Raw genomic sequence first — 14,582 nt, 5'->3', positions numbered from 1 at the left:
ACCGCCGGCGGCTCGCCCTCAGGCCACGTCGGAGGCGGCGCCGCGGATCACCGGGTAGCCGGCCGACTCCCAGCCGGAGGTGCCGCCGGCGACCGAGCGGGCGTCGAAGCCCTCCCGGATCAGCGCGTCGGTCACGGTGAGGCTGCGGTTGCCCGTGGCGCAGATGACGTAGAGCGGCGCGTTGCGGGGGAGCTCGCCGGCCCGGCCGAGCACCTCGCTCATCGGCATGAGGCGGACGCCGGGGACGTGACCGGCCAGGTACTCCGCCGGTTCCCGGACGTCGATCGTCACGGCACCGTCCGCGCGGGCCGAGGCGAACGCCTGGATGCTGACTTCACGCATGGACACACTCCTGTACGCTGGATGACAGATACCCCAGGGGGTATCTTACCGAACCGCTCCGGCGCTCCCGCTATTCCCCCGTCGAGCGGACCGTCCGGATCTGTGAAGGGACGCAGAGTTGATCCGCACCGCCCTCGACGCGTGGCCCACCCGCCGTCGCGTCGCCGTCGTCGTGCTGCTCCCGCTGGTGGCTGCCTGGTTCCTCTACGTCGGTCGCCCGGCCGACATTCCGGTCGGCACGGGGTGGTACGTCGCTGTGGCGGTCGCCGCCCTCCTCGGCGCCGGTGTGCTCGCCAGCTACCTCCCGGTCGCCGGGCGCGGCCTGGACCTGGGCTGCACGCCGTGCGCGACGCTGGCCGCGCTGACCCTGGTGGGTGCCACGATGGCACTGCGCAACTACGGCGCCGACATCGCCGGACCGCTCGTCGCGGCCGGCGTGCTGCTGTTCGGCCTCACCCAGCGGTTGAGCCAGCCCGCCACCTGCGCCACCCCGGTCCGCGACGCCTGAGGGCCGCGGTTCCGGGGCCTGTTCGCGACGCTCCGACAGGTCTAGATTCGGTTCCAGCAGCCCTGCTCCCAGCGCCGCACGGCGGTCGTGGGCGAGAAAGTGCGCATAGCGGACGCCGGCCTGGGCACAGACCGTCTGCTGAACGCACAACGAACAGCTAGACACGAACCAACAAGGGAGCACACCCATGATCTGGGACCTCATCGGATTCCTCGTCTTCGGCCTCGTCGTCGGAGCCATCGCGCGCCTCATCAAGCCGGGCAAGCAGAACCTCAGCATCGGCATGACCCTGCTGCTCGGTGTGGCCGGATCGATCATCGGCGGACTGATCGCCAGCCTGCTCGGCACCGGCGACATCTTCGAGCTGAACATCATCGGCGGCATCGTGGCGATCATCGCCGCTGTCCTGCTGATCGGCGTCGCCGAGGGGATGTCGGGCAAGAACAAGGCTCACGTCTGACCGTGCACCACGAGGAAGGGCCCCGGGACGTCCCGGGGCCCTTTCCTTGTCCGCGTGCCTTACGCTGGTGCGCGAGGGGAGTACTTCCCAAACTCGTCCCGGTCACTACGGTCGCTCAGCAGCGGCTCCGGGCGGGTGCCTGTGGCGGTCGTGCCGGAGGCGAAGGAGACCTCAGACACGTGAATCTCGTCTGAGGAGCCCCCATGTCCTTTGCTGCCGCAGCCGCCCTCGCCGCCCCGGACAATACGTCCGCCGCCGGCTCCGTCGGCACGCCGACCCTGTGGTTCGCCACGATCGGTGCGGTCGTCGTACTCCTGGTCCTCGACTTCCTGCTGACCCGCCGTCCGCACGAGGTCTCGATGAAGGAGGCCGTCGGCTGGTCGGCGTTCTACATCGCGCTGCCGCTCGCGTTCGGCGGCTTCGTCTGGGCGCAGTACGGCTCCGACCGGGGCCTGGAGTACCTCACCGGGTACCTCGTCGAGAAGTCGCTCAGCGTGGACAACCTGTTCGTGTTCATGCTGCTGCTCTCGGCGTTCGCGGTGCCGCGGGTGCTCCAGCAGCGGGTCCTGCTCTACGGCATCATCGGCGCGCTCGTGCTGCGTGGCATCTTCATCGCCCTCGGTGCTGCGGCGCTGGCGCGGTTCGACTGGATGTTCCTGGTCTTCGGCCTGATCCTCGCCGCCACCGGGGTGAAGATCCTGCGAGACGCGCTGCGCGGTCACCAGCACGAGGTGCACGTCGACCAGATGCGCAGCGTCCGGCTGGCGCGGCGGTTCTTCCCGGTCACCGGCGAGTACGACGGTCCGCGGCTGTTCGGACGGCTGGACGGCCGGCGTGCTCTCACGCCGTTCGCGCTGGTCGTGCTCGCCGTCTTCGCCACCGACATCGTCTTCGCCGTCGACTCGGTGCCGGCCGTCTACGGGATCACCGGCGACCCCTACCTGGTGTTCGCCACCAACGCCTTCGCCCTGCTGGGCCTGAGGGCGCTGTACTTCGTGCTCGAGGGCGCGCTGTCCAAGCTGGTGCACCTCAGCTACGGGCTGGCGATCATCCTCGGGTTCATCGGCGTGAAGCTCGCGCTGCACTGGGCGCACCTGCAGTGGCCGTCCGTGCCGGAGGTGCCGACGTTGATGTCACTGGTCGTGATCGTCGTCGTGCTCGCCGTGACCACCGCGACCAGCCTGACCGCCAGCAGGCGCGCGGAGCGGACGCGGCTGTCTAAGGCCGGTCAGGAGGCGGAAGCTCGACGATGACGGTGCACCGGCTGTTGCCCTGATGGAGCACGGTGGCCGGCCCGAGGCGGCGCAGCATCGCCAGCGAGGCGGGGTTGTCGCCGGCCACCTCGGTCACGATCCGCTCCACGCCCTGCGGGCGCTCGGCGAGCAGCACCTCGAGCAGCGCCGAGGCCACCCCTCGGCCCTGGAACTCGTCGACGACGGTGACCGCCACGTCGGCCGAGCGCGGGTCGTCGGGGTAGCGGATCATCCGGGCCACGCCCGCGGGCACGCCGTTGTCGTCGCCGTCGATGACGAACAGCACCAGGGCCACGTGGTTCACGCCGTCCACCTCGTCGACGAGGTAGTGCAGCATCGCCTCGGTCAGGTGCGGGACGGGGGAGAGGAACCGGTGCTGTTGGCTCTCCGGGGAGAGGTTCTCGTAGCCCTCACGCAGCGCCTCGCGGTCCTCCGGCAGCAGCGCCCAGGTGATCGCGCGCGAGCCGTCGCGAAGCCTCACCTCTGTCGCCACGGCTCGAATCTAGCGTCCGGAGCACAGACGGCGCTGTCGATCGGCGCCGCGGTCTTCGGTCGGCGCAGAGGCGGCCCGCCGGTCATCTGGACAGGCAGGTTGCCGGTGGGGGCCGAGCATCCAGGCTCAGCCCCGCCTGACGAGCCGTGCCCGGCCTGTCCAGATGACAGCCAGGGCTGGTGGGGTGAGACGCGGAGAGGCCCCGGACGGAGCGTCCGGGGCCTCTCGACGGAGCGGATGACGAGACTCGAACTCGCGACATCGACCTTGGGAAGGTCGCGCTCTACCAACTGAGCTACATCCGCGGGTGCGGCCCTTGTGAGGCCGCGGCAGGAATAGTACCCGACGGCGTTCGCGGTCAGGAGGCCAACCTGGTAGCCAGTGCCGCGACGGCCTCGGCCACGTTGCGACAGGTGGTCACCTCCGGGCCAGGGAGGTCCCAGCTGTCCACGGCGAACACCGGCACACCGGTCCGCGCGGCGAGCGCGATCTCCGACAGCGTGCCCCAGGCGCCACCGATCGCGAGGACCGCGTCGGCGCTGCGGACGACGAGCGCGTTGCGCATCTCGCCCATCCCGGTGGGGATCACGATGCGGTGATCGGGCGAGGCGTCGGCCCGGTCCGTGCCCGGCAGAAGCGCCACGGTCGTGCCGCCGGCCTCGGCCGCACCGCGAGCGGCGGCGGCCATCACGCCGCCGAGGCCGCCGGTCACCACGACGTACCCGCGCCCGGCGAGGAGGCGGCCGGCCTCCTCCGCGGACGCCATGATCTCCGGCCGGTCGGGGGCGGACGGGCCGACCACGGCGACGTACGGCGGATGCTGCACCACTCTCGCGACTCTAGCCGTGGTCACACGGTAGGTTCTGCGTGTGCTGCTCTCAGATCGCGACATCCTCGCCGAGGTGAAGGCCGAGCGGATCTCCCTCGACCCGTTCGACCCGGCGATGGTCCAGCCGTCGAGCATCGACGTGCGCATCGACCGCTTCTTCCGGGTGTTCGAGAACCACAAGTACCCGCACATCGACCCCGCCGAGGACCAGCCCGACCTCACCCGGATGGTCGAGCCGGAGGGCGACGAGCCGTTCATCCTGCACCCCGGCGAGTTCGTGCTGGGATCGACGTACGAGGTCGTCACGCTGCCCGACGACGTGGCCGCGCGCCTGGAGGGCAAGTCCTCGCTGGGCCGGCTCGGGCTGCTCACGCACTCGACCGCCGGCTTCATCGACCCCGGCTTCTCCGGGCACGTGACGCTGGAGCTGTCCAACGTCGCCACGCTGCCGATCAAGCTGTGGCCCGGGATGAAGATCGGCCAGCTGTGCTTCTTCCGACTGTCCTCGCCGGCGGAGAACCCGTACGGCTCGGAGAAGTACGGCTCGCGCTACCAGGGCCAGCGCGGCCCCACGCCGTCGCGGTCGTTCCAGAACTTCCACCGCACCCGGATCTGAGGCAGCAGACCTCAGTTGTCGATCCGGTCGGCCAGCGAGTGCAGGCCGCGGGCCAGGGCGCGGCGTCCCGGGCGGCGACGGCGCTGTCCGGGGACCCGGGAGCGCTGGGTGGTCTCGACGCGCTCGCGGATCTGGTCGTGCGCGTTGTGGTAGGTCACGTAGTAGTCGTAGCCGGACATGGTGGCCTCCTCGGAGGGCCTAGAGCTGGATGAGGGTCACGTCCCCGCTGACCGTGGTCGCGCGGATCTCGAGGTGGTCCTGGCCGGGGCCGGGCTGGCCGGCGCCCTGCAGGTTGGAGCGCAGGTCCCCGGAGACCGAGGTGATGTCGGTCCAGACCGGGATGCCGGCGGGCACCCCGACCTGGACGCTGCCGGAGGCGGTCTTCGCCTTGAGCACGCCGCGTGTCGCGGAGCCGATGTCGAGGTCGCCCGAGCCGCTGCGCAGGGACACGTCGGTGCTGGTCTGGCCGATCCGGACGTCGCCGGAGCCGGTCTTGGTCACCGTCTGGTCGACGGCGGTGTCGACGCTGATCCGCCCCGACCCGGTGACGAGCGCGGTCGGACCGGCCACGCGGCCGACGTGCACCGAGCCGGAGCCGGTCTTCACCCGCAGGTGCCCCTCGGCGCTGCCGACCTCCACGTCACCGGACCCGGTCTGGATCACGGTGTCGTCGGTGAACGCCTCGGCCTGCACCTGCCCCGACCCGCTCTTGAGGCGACCGCCGCCGAGGCGACCGGTGGCCACGAGGTCGGCAGAGCCGAGCCGGGTGGTCAGGTCGCTGCCGGTCGGAAGGGTGACGGTGACCGTGAGGTCGCTGCCGAACGAGAGGAAGCCGACTCTCCGCGGTGGGCCGATCACCACGACCTGGTCGCCGCGCAGCTCGACGGTGGTGTCGTCGGCGCCGTCACCGTCGACGTGTACGGCGGTCTCCGCGGTGTCGGTCGCGTCGACCCGGACCAGGCCGGAGCCGATCTCGACGTACACCGACGCCGGGCCGTGTGCTGGGAACGTCTTGTGCATGCTGGACTCCGTCCGGGTTCAGGGTGTGCTCGTCCGCCGCGCGGCATGTCCTGCGCCGCGCGTGGCCGTGGGGTGTGTGCTTGGGGTTTGTTGGGGGGTGCTCAGACCCAGCCGCTCATCCGCCGGCCGCCGCGCCGGCCGAGGCCGCGCTGGAGGTCGTCGAACAGCGGGATGCTCGACAGGTCGATGTCGACGTTGACCGCTCGCTCGCGGGTGGCGCTGCGGATGGTCGCGACCAGCCAGGTGTTCAGCGACTGGCCCTGACGCGAGGCCATCTCCTCGGCCTTGGTCTTCAGTGATTCGGGGATCCGCAGCGTGATCCGGGCCGTCGCCCCGTCGTCCTCGTCGGCCTCCGGCTCGACCGCGGGTGGCTCGGTGGCGCCGGTGGGTGCGGTCAGGGGCATCGTGGGTACGTCGACGACGAACTCCGGCTCCCGGCCGCGAAGGCGGACGTCCACCGAGCCGGCCGCGAGCTCGCTGGTGATCTCGGCGGCCGCCTGGGACAGCGCGTCCATCAGCGCCAGCCGCATCGCCGGGTCGAGGGCCAGCGCGAGCCGTTCCGCGGCTGCTCTGGTCTCCGGGCCGCCGGCTTCCGCGGCGGAGGTGAGGTCGCGGCGGAGGCTGTCGATGTACGGCGTGATGTCCATGTGCATCAGCATGACATCACCGTGACATCACGTCAAGCATCTCATGACATCAGATGGTGTCACTCCGGCGTCGGCGCATCTCAACGTCGGTGCCGGGCGCCCCGCCGCACCTGGATCCCACGCGGTCCGACGCGGCTCCGACGCGCGCCGCGCGGCTCCGACGCGGGTCCCACGCGGGCCGACGCGGCTCGGATCGTGGCCTGAGCCGCCACTTGCAACGTTCTGCACCACTTCGCGGCCGAAATTGGTGCAGAACGTTGCAAGTGAAGCGCCATGAGTGAGCCGCGGGTGGGACCCGCGTCGGACCCGCGCAGGAGCCGGGGCGCGGCGATCGCAGGCCTGGGCCAGGCATGCCCGTCCCGAAGCCACTGAGGCTGCGTGGGTGTCAGCAGTGGAACGGGCCGCCCCCTGAGCAGGGGCGGCCCGTTCGTGTCGTGCGGTGGCGGGTCAGATGTCGAAGAGGGACTGGCCTTCCTCGATGCCACCCTTCTTCGGCTCGTGCTTCTCACCCGAGCTCGCCGGAGCAGCCGGGGCGCTCGCGGGCGTCTCGTCCGCGGACTTGGGCTCCGCCGCAGCCGGCGGCTCGGGCTCTGCGGTCGGCTCAGCGGCCGGCTCCGCGGGTGCGCGCTCCGCCGGCATCTCCGCGCTCGCGGGCTCGGGTGCCGGCTCGGGCTCTGCCGGTGCGGACTCCGACGGTGCGGGCTCGGGCTCGCTCGGGGCGATGTCGAACAGCGAACCTGCAGAGTCGATCTTGCTCTCGGCGGGCGCTGCTGACGTCTCCGATTCCGCGGCGGTGTCCGGTGTCTCCGGTGCGGGCTGCATCGCCTCAGGCTCGGCGGTCGGCCCAGCCTTCGCCTCTGGCTCGGCGGTCGGCGCAGCCTTCGCCTCTGGCTCGGCGGTCGGCGCAGCCTTCGCTTCGGGCTCGGCCGCAGGTGCAGCCTCGGCCTTGGCGGGCTCCGGCTCGCTGGGAGCCACGTCGAACAGGGACCCTCCGGTGCCGAGCGAGGGTTCGGCCGGCTTCGTCTGGGCGGCCTTCGCCTCCGGGGCCGGGGCCGCGCTTGCCGGGGCCGCGCTTGCCGGTGTCTCAGCCGCCGGCTCGGGCGCAGGCTCCGCCTTGGCTTCCTCGGCAGGTGCCGGAGTGTCGAACAGCGACCCCGACCCGAGCGACGACTCCTTGGCGGACTCGGCGGCGGGCTTCGGCTCGGCCTTGGCTTCCTCGGCAGGTGCCGGAGTGTCGAACAGCGATCCGCCGCCTGCCTTCGCGGGGCCGCCCGCGGCCGGTGAGGAGTCGGCGTCGAACAGCGAGGTGCCCGTCGTACCGCTCGGCTTGTCCTTGGCGTCGGCCGCCTCGGGGGCGGCGTCGAACAACGAGCCGGAGCTGATCGCCTTGCTGGTCTCGGCCTCGGGGTTCTTCTCCTCGGTGGCCGCCGCGTTGGCGCCCACCTCCTCGGTCTCGGTCACGGTGTTCGCGGTCTGGGTGACGTCGCCCGCGGACGGCTCGGCCTTCGTGGCCGCACCCGCGGCAGCACCCGCGCCGGCGGCCTTGGCCGTAGCGCCGGCGGCGACCGGCTTGCGGCTCTCGCCCTTGACCGAGGCGAGCAGCATCTGCGCGACGTCGAGGACCTCGACCTCCTCGCGGGCCGAGCCGTCGGCCTGCATGGCGGTGAGGCCGTCGGAGAGCATCACCCGGCAGAACGGGCAGCCGGTCGCGATCTGCTCGGCACCGGTCCCGACCGCCTCCGTGGTGCGGTTCAGGTTGATGCGCTCGCCGATCTTCTCCTCCATCCACATCCGCGCGCCGCCGGCGCCGCAGCAGAAGGAGCGCTCGCTGTTGCGCGGCATCTCGGTGAGCTGGGCGTCGGGGATGACGTTGAGGAGCTCGCGCGGCGGGGAGTACACCTGGTTGTGGCGACCGAGGTAGCACGGGTCGTGGTAGGTGATGGAGCGCTTCGGGGACGAGCCGTTGGTGGCCACCGGCGTCAGCTTGCCCTCGCGCACGAGGCGGTTGAGCAGCTGGGTGTGGTGGACCACCTCGAGCTCGACGCCGAACTGGGCGTACTCGTTCTTCAGCGTGTTGAAGCAGTGCGCACAGGTCGTGACGGCCTTCTTGACCTTCATCTCCTTGAAGGTCTCGGCGTTCTGCGACGCCAGGCCCTGGAAGACGAACTCGTTGCCGGCGCGGCGGGCCGGGTCGCCGGTGCAGGTCTCACCGTTGCCGAGTACGCCGAACGAGACGCCGGCCATGTCCAGCAGCTCGGCGACGGCGCGCGTGGTCTTCTTCGCACGGTCCTCGTAGGCGCCGGCGCAGCCGACCCAGAACAGCCAGTCGACCTCGTCGAGGGACTCGATGTCCTCGCCGACCACCTTCACGTCGAAGGGCAGGCCCTGGGCCCACTCGAGTCGGGCGTTGGGCGACATGTTCCACGGGTTGCCCTTGTTCTCCAGGCCCTTGAACAGGCCGTTGAGCTCCGCGGGGAAGTTGGACTCGACGAGCACCTGGTAGCGGCGCATGTCGACGATGTGGTCGACGTGCTCGATGTCGACGGGGCACTGCTGCACGCAGGCGCCGCAGGAGGTGCACGACCACAGCACGTCGGAGTCGATCACCGCGCCGCCCTCGGGCATCCACGCCCAGTCGCCCTCGGTCTCACCGACGAGCGGCCGCTCGGCCTCGGTGAGCACGGCGCCGTCGAGCTTCTCGCGCTCGTCCTCGGACGCCAGCAGGTACGGCGCCTTCGCGTAGGCGTGGTTGCGCAGGTTGGTGATGAGCAGCTTCGGCGAGAGCGGCTTGTCGGTGTTCCACGCCGGGCACTGGCTCTGGCAACGGCCGCACTCGGTGCAGGTGGTGAAGTCGAGGATGCCCTTCCAGGAGAAGTCCTCGATCTTGCCGACGCCGAGGGTGGTGTCCTCGTCCATCTCCTCGAGGTCCTCGAAGTCGATGACCTTCCCGCCGGACGTCATCGGAGGCAGCGCGCCGAGCGCCGTACCGCCGTCGGCCTTGCGCTTGAAGAAGATGTTGAAGAAGACCGTGAAGCGGTGCCAGGCCACGCCCATGGTCGGGGTGAGCGAGATCGTGATCATCCAGATCATCGAGACGACGATCTTGATCATCGCCACCAGCAGGATCAGGTTCTCCAGCGCGCCGGTCGACAGCCCGGTGAACGCCTGACCCATCCACGCGGTGAGCGGGAAGTGCAGCAGGGACTGGTACTTCTCCTCCGCAATGGCGTACTCCAGCGCGCGGAGCGTGATGATCGCCAGACCGACGAGCAGGATGATCGCCTCGACGAAGTAGCCCTGCCACATGGTGGAGCCGTAGAAGCGGCCCTTCTCGCCGCGGGTGCGCTCCGACGGACGCGTCGCGCGGTAGACGATGAACGCCACGATCGCGACGAGCATGACCCACGTGAACGCCTCGGTGATCCACTCGAACGGCGGGAAGTGGCCGATGACCGGCAGCACGAAGTGCGGGTCGAAGAGCTGGCCGTAGGCGTTGACCAGCGTGAAGAAGAGCAGCCCGAAGCCGACGAAGATGAACCAGTGCCCGATGCCCACCTTGGTCCACTGCAGCATGCGGGTGTGGAGCAGCGACTCCTTGACCAGGACTCCGAGGCGCTGGCCGACGTGGTCGGTGCGGTTCGCCGGCTGACCGATCCGGATGACCCGGAGCATGTGCGTGATCGTCCGGGCGAACAGGGCGACAGCGACCGCCGTGATGGCCAGTGAGACCACGATGGCGAAGATCTGCATGGGTGCTCCTCGTCGGGGCTTGCGCGCAAAACGTGCAGGGGTGCGCTGAGCCTACGGCTCAGCCCGGGGGTGAGTCAGCGGGCAGGTGGTGTGAGACAAATCCTACCGAGCAGTAACTTGGGTCTGTCCAGGTGGTGCCCGCCACTGGCTGGCCCGGGCTCCTACGCTGGCACCATGGTGAGCTTCCCTGTACGTCGGCACGGTGCTCGGCTCCTCCTCGAGCTCGACCTCACCCGCGGCCTGCTCGAAGCGCCACCAGCGTCACCGCTCGAGGCGTTCCGCTCGATGCACGTCCCGAGCCTGCGCGGTGTCGTCGAGGCGCTGCGCCGGGCGGCCGAGGACGACGCCGTCGCGGGGCTCGTCGCGCACGTCGGGGCTCGTCCCGGCACGCTCGCGCAGTCGGAGGAGATCCGAGCGGCGGTCGCCGAGCTCCGTCGGGCCGGCAAGCCCACGGTCTGCTGGGCGGAGACCTTCGGCGAGATGGTGCCGGGCAACGTCGCGGTCCATCTCGCCAGCGCCTTCGACGAGATCTGGCTGCAGCCCAGCGGCGACGTCGGTCTGGTCGGGATCAGCGCCGAGGCGGTGTTCCTCAAGGACGCGCTGGACAAGCTCGGCGTGCAGACCCAGATGGGCCAGCGCTACGAGTACAAGACCGCGGCCGACACCTTCCTGCGCTCGGAGATGACCGAGGCGAACCGGGAGATGGTGACCCGGCTGGTCGAGTCGTCGATGGACACCATCGTGCGCGACGTCGCGGCCGGACGCGGGCTCACCGAGGCCGACGTCCGGGCCGCGGTGGAGGTCGCGCCGCTGTCGGCCGCGGAGGCGCTGGAACGTCGGCTCGTCGACCGGATCGGCTACCGCGATGAGGTGTACGCCGACCTGCGCGGACGGCTCGGCGAGGTCGAGCTGAAGTACGTCGAGCGCTACGGCAAGGGCGCGCTCGCACAGGCCGGCGCCGCCGTACGACGCAAGAAGCCGGTCGTCGCGCTCGTGCACGCCTCGGGCCCGGTCCACCTCGGACGGAGCAGCGCCACCCCGATGTCGGGTCGCTCGATCGGCTCCGACACCGTCGGCGCGGCGTTGCGCGCGGCGGCCTCGGACGAGTCCGTCAAGGCCGTGGTGCTCCGCGTGGACAGCCCCGGTGGCTCCTACGTCGCCTCGGACACCATCCGGCGTGAGGTGCTGGCGCTGCGCCGGACGGGACGGCCGGTGATCGCCTCGATGGCCAACGTCGCCGCCTCCGGTGGTTACTACATCGCGATGCCGGCCGACCGGGTGGTCGCCGGCGCGGGCACGATCACCGGCTCGATCGGTGTGCTCGCCGGCAAGCAGGTGATCCGCGAGACGCTGTCGCGGATCGGAGTGCGGCGGGAGAGCGTGTCCGAGGGACGGTACGCCGAGATGTTCTCCACCGACCGCCCCTTCGACGCCGAGGAATGGGCCCGGCTCGAGGAGTGGCTGGACCGCGTCTACGACGACTTCACCAGCAAGGCGGCCGAGGACCGCGGCATGGCCGTCGACGACCTCCGCGCAGTGGCCCGGGGTCGGGTGTGGACCGGCGCGGACGCGCTCTCGCACGGCCTCGTCGACGAGCTCGGCGGGCTGGAGCGGGCGGTCGAGGTGGCGTGCTCACGGGCCGGTGTCGCGCGTGCGGAGGTCGAGCTGCGGGTGATGCCGAAGCCGAAGCTCTACGAGCGGTTCATGCCTGCGGAGAACAGCGACTCCCCGGCTGCGGCGGGCATCCTGCTCGGTGGCGGGCCGCCGTTGTTCGAGCGGCTGCTCGCGACGACCGGTGTGGCGCCGTACGGCGTGCTCTCGCTGCCGGTGACCTGGCGCCTGCAGTAGGGGCTGTGCTGCGAGAAGCGCGTCTGGGTGGGCGGTGACGACGCCTCCCGCAGCACAGCGTGCGGGCCGGTGGGGGGACGCCGGCCTGCGGGGGATGGTCAGATGACGCGCACCAGCCGTCCCTTCGTGTCGAACTCGACCCGCACCTTGGTGCGCGCGCCGTTGGGCTTGCGGGCGCAGTAGGTGAACGTGTCGCCGACCCGGGCGTCGGGCTGGCCGGCGGCGAACAGCACCCGCCGGGTCGTCGCGCCGCGCGGCAGGCTGCGGAACGCCTTGACCGGGCGCACTGCCGAACCAGCGGTGCAGCTGTTGGCCTTGATGCCCAGCGCCCGCTCCCAGGTCAGCAGGTACGCCTCGGCGCCCTTGGCCAGGTCCTGGACGATGTCGTCGCCGGCGAGCTTGCGCAGGTCCTCCACCCAGTCTGGGTAGAGGCCGTAGTGCGCGACGCCGTCGACGTTGATGTCGTACACGCGCTCGCCGCTGACCTGCTTGCCGATCCTCACGCCGCCCAGTCCGGTGAACGGGTAGGTCACCGGGTTCTTGGCGTCGGCGCCGCGCGGGTCGCCCTGCGCGCCGAGGCCGTTGATGTCGGCGCCGAAGCCGAGGCCGAAGTAGTAGCGCTTGTCGGCGCGGCTGGCGTGGTACCGCCACTTCTTCACGAAGCCGGTGCTGTCGCCGGCGTACGGCGCGATGTAGCCGCCCAGCTTGGAGATCCGCGGGTAGGCGTCCGGCGTCGACCACGAGTGGCTGGACAGGATGCCGGGGTAACGCATCTTCTCGACCAGGTCGAGGGCGGCGCGGCGGCCGAGCACGCTCATGTGGTCGGGGTCGAAGAGCATCTTGCGCTTGGCCATCTCGCGGATGGTCAGCTCGCCGAGGTCGGTCAGCCCGCGCTGGTTGCAGTGCGGAGCCGCGGGGTAGACCGGCAGTGCAAGGGGTGGCGCGTACTCAGCGGCGATCGCGCCGAAGAGCATGTCGCGGTCCTCGCCCGCACTCGGGAGCGCGAGCTGCTCCTTGTCGTGGACGCCCTCGCCGAAGCCCTGCGGGCAGCGCTGCATCTTCCAGAACGAGCCGGTCTCCAGGAAGTTGGCGGAGTTCACCACGACGCCGGTGGCGCCCTCGTCGCCGGCCACCCCCGAGAGCGCGTTGTCGAACTTGTTGACCAGCTCCATCTGCCGCACGCCCATCTTGTGGACCTCGTCGAGCTGTCGCTCGATCTCCTCCGCGGAGCACTGCGGGATGTCGAGCTTCATGGTGCAACCGAAGATGACGCTGGTCTCGATGCCCATGACGACCGCGAGCTTGCCCTGGTTGATCACCTTGCGGGCCTCGAACGGCGAGCGGACGATGCGGTACCAGCCCTCGCCGGGGCCACCGGACTGGGCGTCGATGTAGCGCTCGAACTCCTTCATCCGCTTGGCCTGCAGGCGGATCGAGTCCATGTCGTCACAGCTGTTGCGCTTGAACGGGTAGATCTCGCAGAGCTTGTTGTTCTCGGTCAGCAGGTTCACGAACAGCCGCAGGCCGCCGCGCCAGGACCGCTCCATCCACTTGTAGTAGGTGCCCTCGTGGGTCAACGAGTCCGGAGCGGGCCAGTCCTTGAACGTCGGCCAGCCGACCGGGTCGTGGCTGGGCCGGCCGGACAGGAAGCCCTCGAGCACCGCGCCGTTGCCGCCGGTGAGCGTGTGGTCCTCGCAGTCGACCAGGGCGTACTCGACGCCGTAGGGGTCCCACGGCTTGCCGCAGTGCACCTCGCCGCCGAGGAACTCGAAGGCCATCCCGTGGGTGTGCGCGTCGGTGTAGCCGCGGACCTCCGCGAAGGAGGTCTCACCGCGGTGCGGCCGGCCGGTCACGTTGGTCTCGACCTCCGGCCAGGCCGCGCAGCCGGAGGTGCGCCGGATCGAGAACGCGGCGGGCTTCTCGGCCAGCACCAGGCGCCCTGCCTGGTCGACCCCGAGCGCCCTCTTCGCCGAGGGCAGGGTGAGGTGGAAAGCCTTGCCCTGCTTGACGATCGTCCAGTCGGCCGAGGTGCTCGGCTTGTCGGCCGCCACCACGCCGGCGGCGCCGGTCAGCCCGAGCGGGTCGCCGCTGCCGGCGGCCACGAAGTCCTTCGCCGTCCCGTAGAGGAGGTACTTGCCCAGGTCGGTGGCCTGGAAGTGGAGCGGCTCGGCCGCCCGGAGGTCGGCGGTCGTCGCGAAGCCCTCACCTGCCCGCTGCACCCAGCGCCCGCCGGCGCCCAGTGCGTAGCAGCCGCCGGCCATCGCGTAGCGGTCCTCCGGGACGGTACGCCGTGGCGCGGTGCCCTCGCCAGGGAGCAGCCGTGGCTCGTTGTCGTAGCGCCGGGCGGCCACCGTCGCCGTGTTCGTGGCCGCCTGCGCCTTGGTCGTCGGGTCCTTGGTCAGCGGGTCATCGGCGTCGGTCACCGAGCGGGACAGCAGGTTCTTCGTCGCCGGGTCGCTGTGGTCGTGACCGTGCCCGTCGTCGACACCGCCCGCGAGCTTGGCGTGGTCGTGCTTGGTGTGGTCGTGCTTCTTGCCCAGTGCGGCGGCTGTGGTCGCGTCGGCGGCCTGCTTGAATGCATCCGCCCCGCGGCGGTCCTCGGTCCGGCTCTGCCCGGTCAGCCCGCCGGCGTACGACGGCACCACGAACGTCGCGGCCAGCACGGCCCCGGTCGCGAGGCCCACCGACCAGGCGAGCCGCCGACGTGCGTTGCGGTGCCGTTGAGGCAGCTCGAACTTCGGGTCGACGTCGCCGGACATGCACACTCCTGGGGGAAGAACCGCTGCTTTCGGGGTGCAACGAGTTCTTGCGAGATA

The 14,582-nt window shown here is 70.8% G+C and carries 13 protein-coding genes and 1 tRNA gene; 5 read left to right on the top strand and 9 right to left on the bottom strand.

Annotation, left to right across the window (positions count from 1 at the left end):
• Positions 1-18: 18 nt before the first annotated feature.
• Complete coding sequence (locus ACYVIH_RS11180; RefSeq protein WP_460869293.1) at positions 19-342, bottom strand: rhodanese-like domain-containing protein; 324 nt, start codon at positions 340-342, stop codon at positions 19-21.
• A 118-nt stretch (positions 343-460) separates the two neighbouring features.
• Here ACYVIH_RS11180 and ACYVIH_RS11175 point away from each other — a divergent pair, with 118 nt between their 5' ends.
• From ACYVIH_RS11175 to ACYVIH_RS11165, 3 genes are all read left to right on the top strand, one after another.
• On the top strand, positions 461-850 hold the full coding sequence (locus ACYVIH_RS11175) for a hypothetical protein (protein WP_460869291.1): 390 nt from the start codon (positions 461-463) through the stop codon (positions 848-850).
• A gap of 187 nt (positions 851-1,037) precedes the next feature.
• Positions 1,038-1,310, top strand: a complete 273-nt coding sequence (locus ACYVIH_RS11170; protein WP_460869289.1) for a GlsB/YeaQ/YmgE family stress response membrane protein — start codon at positions 1,038-1,040, stop codon at positions 1,308-1,310.
• Between the two features lie 203 nt (positions 1,311-1,513).
• Positions 1,514-2,563, top strand: a complete 1,050-nt coding sequence (locus ACYVIH_RS11165) for a TerC family protein (RefSeq protein WP_460869287.1) — start codon at positions 1,514-1,516, stop codon at positions 2,561-2,563.
• Here the strand turns inward: ACYVIH_RS11165 and ACYVIH_RS11160 are convergent.
• From ACYVIH_RS11160 to ACYVIH_RS11150, 3 genes are all read right to left on the bottom strand, one after another.
• Positions 2,529-3,056 carry a GNAT family N-acetyltransferase gene (locus ACYVIH_RS11160; protein ID WP_460869285.1) on the bottom strand — a complete coding sequence of 176 codons (528 nt, stop codon included), beginning with the start codon at positions 3,054-3,056 and terminating at the stop codon, positions 2,529-2,531. The two genes, ACYVIH_RS11165 and ACYVIH_RS11160, sit on opposite strands and share 35 nt — an antisense overlap.
• Before the next feature lie 232 nt (positions 3,057-3,288).
• Positions 3,289-3,361 (bottom strand) — tRNA-Gly (locus tag ACYVIH_RS11155).
• 53 nt (positions 3,362-3,414) lie between these two features.
• Positions 3,415-3,885, bottom strand: coding sequence for an SLOG cluster 4 domain-containing protein (locus ACYVIH_RS11150; RefSeq protein WP_460869283.1), 471 nt, complete (start codon positions 3,883-3,885; stop codon positions 3,415-3,417).
• Between the two features lie 40 nt (positions 3,886-3,925).
• Here ACYVIH_RS11150 and dcd point away from each other — a divergent pair, with 40 nt between their 5' ends.
• A complete protein-coding gene (dcd, locus tag ACYVIH_RS11145) occupies positions 3,926-4,501 on the top strand; it encodes a dCTP deaminase (protein WP_460869281.1) in 576 nt (191 codons plus the stop codon).
• Between the two features lie 11 nt (positions 4,502-4,512).
• On the opposite strand, the gene ACYVIH_RS11140 is transcribed toward dcd, so the two are convergent.
• From ACYVIH_RS11140 to ACYVIH_RS11125, 4 genes are all read right to left on the bottom strand, one after another.
• Positions 4,513-4,680, bottom strand: a complete 168-nt coding sequence (locus ACYVIH_RS11140) for a hypothetical protein (protein ID WP_460869279.1) — start codon at positions 4,678-4,680, stop codon at positions 4,513-4,515.
• 19 nt (positions 4,681-4,699) lie between these two features.
• Positions 4,700-5,521, bottom strand: a complete 822-nt coding sequence (locus tag ACYVIH_RS11135; RefSeq protein ID WP_460869277.1) for a DUF4097 family beta strand repeat-containing protein — start codon at positions 5,519-5,521, stop codon at positions 4,700-4,702.
• A 101-nt stretch (positions 5,522-5,622) separates the two neighbouring features.
• Positions 5,623-6,180: a toxin-antitoxin system HicB family antitoxin gene (locus ACYVIH_RS11130; RefSeq protein ID WP_460869275.1), complete on the bottom strand. Its 558-nt coding sequence runs from the start codon at positions 6,178-6,180 to the stop codon at positions 5,623-5,625.
• A 435-nt stretch (positions 6,181-6,615) separates the two neighbouring features.
• Positions 6,616-9,918, bottom strand: coding sequence for a (Fe-S)-binding protein (locus tag ACYVIH_RS11125; RefSeq protein ID WP_460869273.1), 3,303 nt, complete (start codon positions 9,916-9,918; stop codon positions 6,616-6,618).
• Positions 9,919-10,092: 174 nt separating this feature from the next.
• Here ACYVIH_RS11125 and sppA point away from each other — a divergent pair, with 174 nt between their 5' ends.
• Positions 10,093-11,766 carry a signal peptide peptidase SppA gene (gene sppA, locus ACYVIH_RS11120; protein ID WP_460869271.1) on the top strand — a complete coding sequence of 558 codons (1,674 nt, stop codon included), beginning with the start codon at positions 10,093-10,095 and terminating at the stop codon, positions 11,764-11,766.
• 98 nt (positions 11,767-11,864) lie between these two features.
• Here the strand turns inward: sppA and ACYVIH_RS11115 are convergent, their stop codons facing one another.
• Entirely contained in the window at positions 11,865-14,525 is a 2,661-nt protein-coding gene (locus tag ACYVIH_RS11115; protein WP_460869269.1) for a hypothetical protein, read from the bottom strand.
• Positions 14,526-14,582 lie beyond the last annotated feature (57 nt).

Source organism: Nocardioides pakistanensis (assembly GCF_054781215.1).
Note: the sequence above shows the minus strand (reverse complement) of the source record. Positions and strands in the feature narration are given on the sequence as shown.

Excerpts from the sequence above, each read along its gene's own strand:
- ACYVIH_RS11170 (WP_460869289.1), top strand. The coding sequence starts at position 1,038 with ATGATCTGGGACCTCATCGGATTCCTCGTCTTCGGCCTCGTCGTCGGA.
- ACYVIH_RS11125 (WP_460869273.1), bottom strand. The coding sequence starts at position 9,918 with ATGCAGATCTTCGCCATCGTGGTCTCACTGGCCATCACGGCGGTCGCT.
- ACYVIH_RS11130 (WP_460869275.1), bottom strand. The coding sequence starts at position 6,180 with ATGCTGATGCACATGGACATCACGCCGTACATCGACAGCCTCCGCCGC.
- ACYVIH_RS11135 (WP_460869277.1), bottom strand. The coding sequence starts at position 5,521 with ATGCACAAGACGTTCCCAGCACACGGCCCGGCGTCGGTGTACGTCGAG.
- ACYVIH_RS11165 (WP_460869287.1), top strand. The coding sequence starts at position 1,514 with ATGTCCTTTGCTGCCGCAGCCGCCCTCGCCGCCCCGGACAATACGTCC.
- ACYVIH_RS11180 (WP_460869293.1), bottom strand. The coding sequence starts at position 342 with ATGCGTGAAGTCAGCATCCAGGCGTTCGCCTCGGCCCGCGCGGACGGT.
- ACYVIH_RS11115 (WP_460869269.1), bottom strand. The coding sequence starts at position 14,525 with ATGTCCGGCGACGTCGACCCGAAGTTCGAGCTGCCTCAACGGCACCGC.
- sppA (WP_460869271.1), top strand. The coding sequence starts at position 10,093 with ATGGTGAGCTTCCCTGTACGTCGGCACGGTGCTCGGCTCCTCCTCGAG.
- ACYVIH_RS11140 (WP_460869279.1), bottom strand. The coding sequence starts at position 4,680 with ATGTCCGGCTACGACTACTACGTGACCTACCACAACGCGCACGACCAG.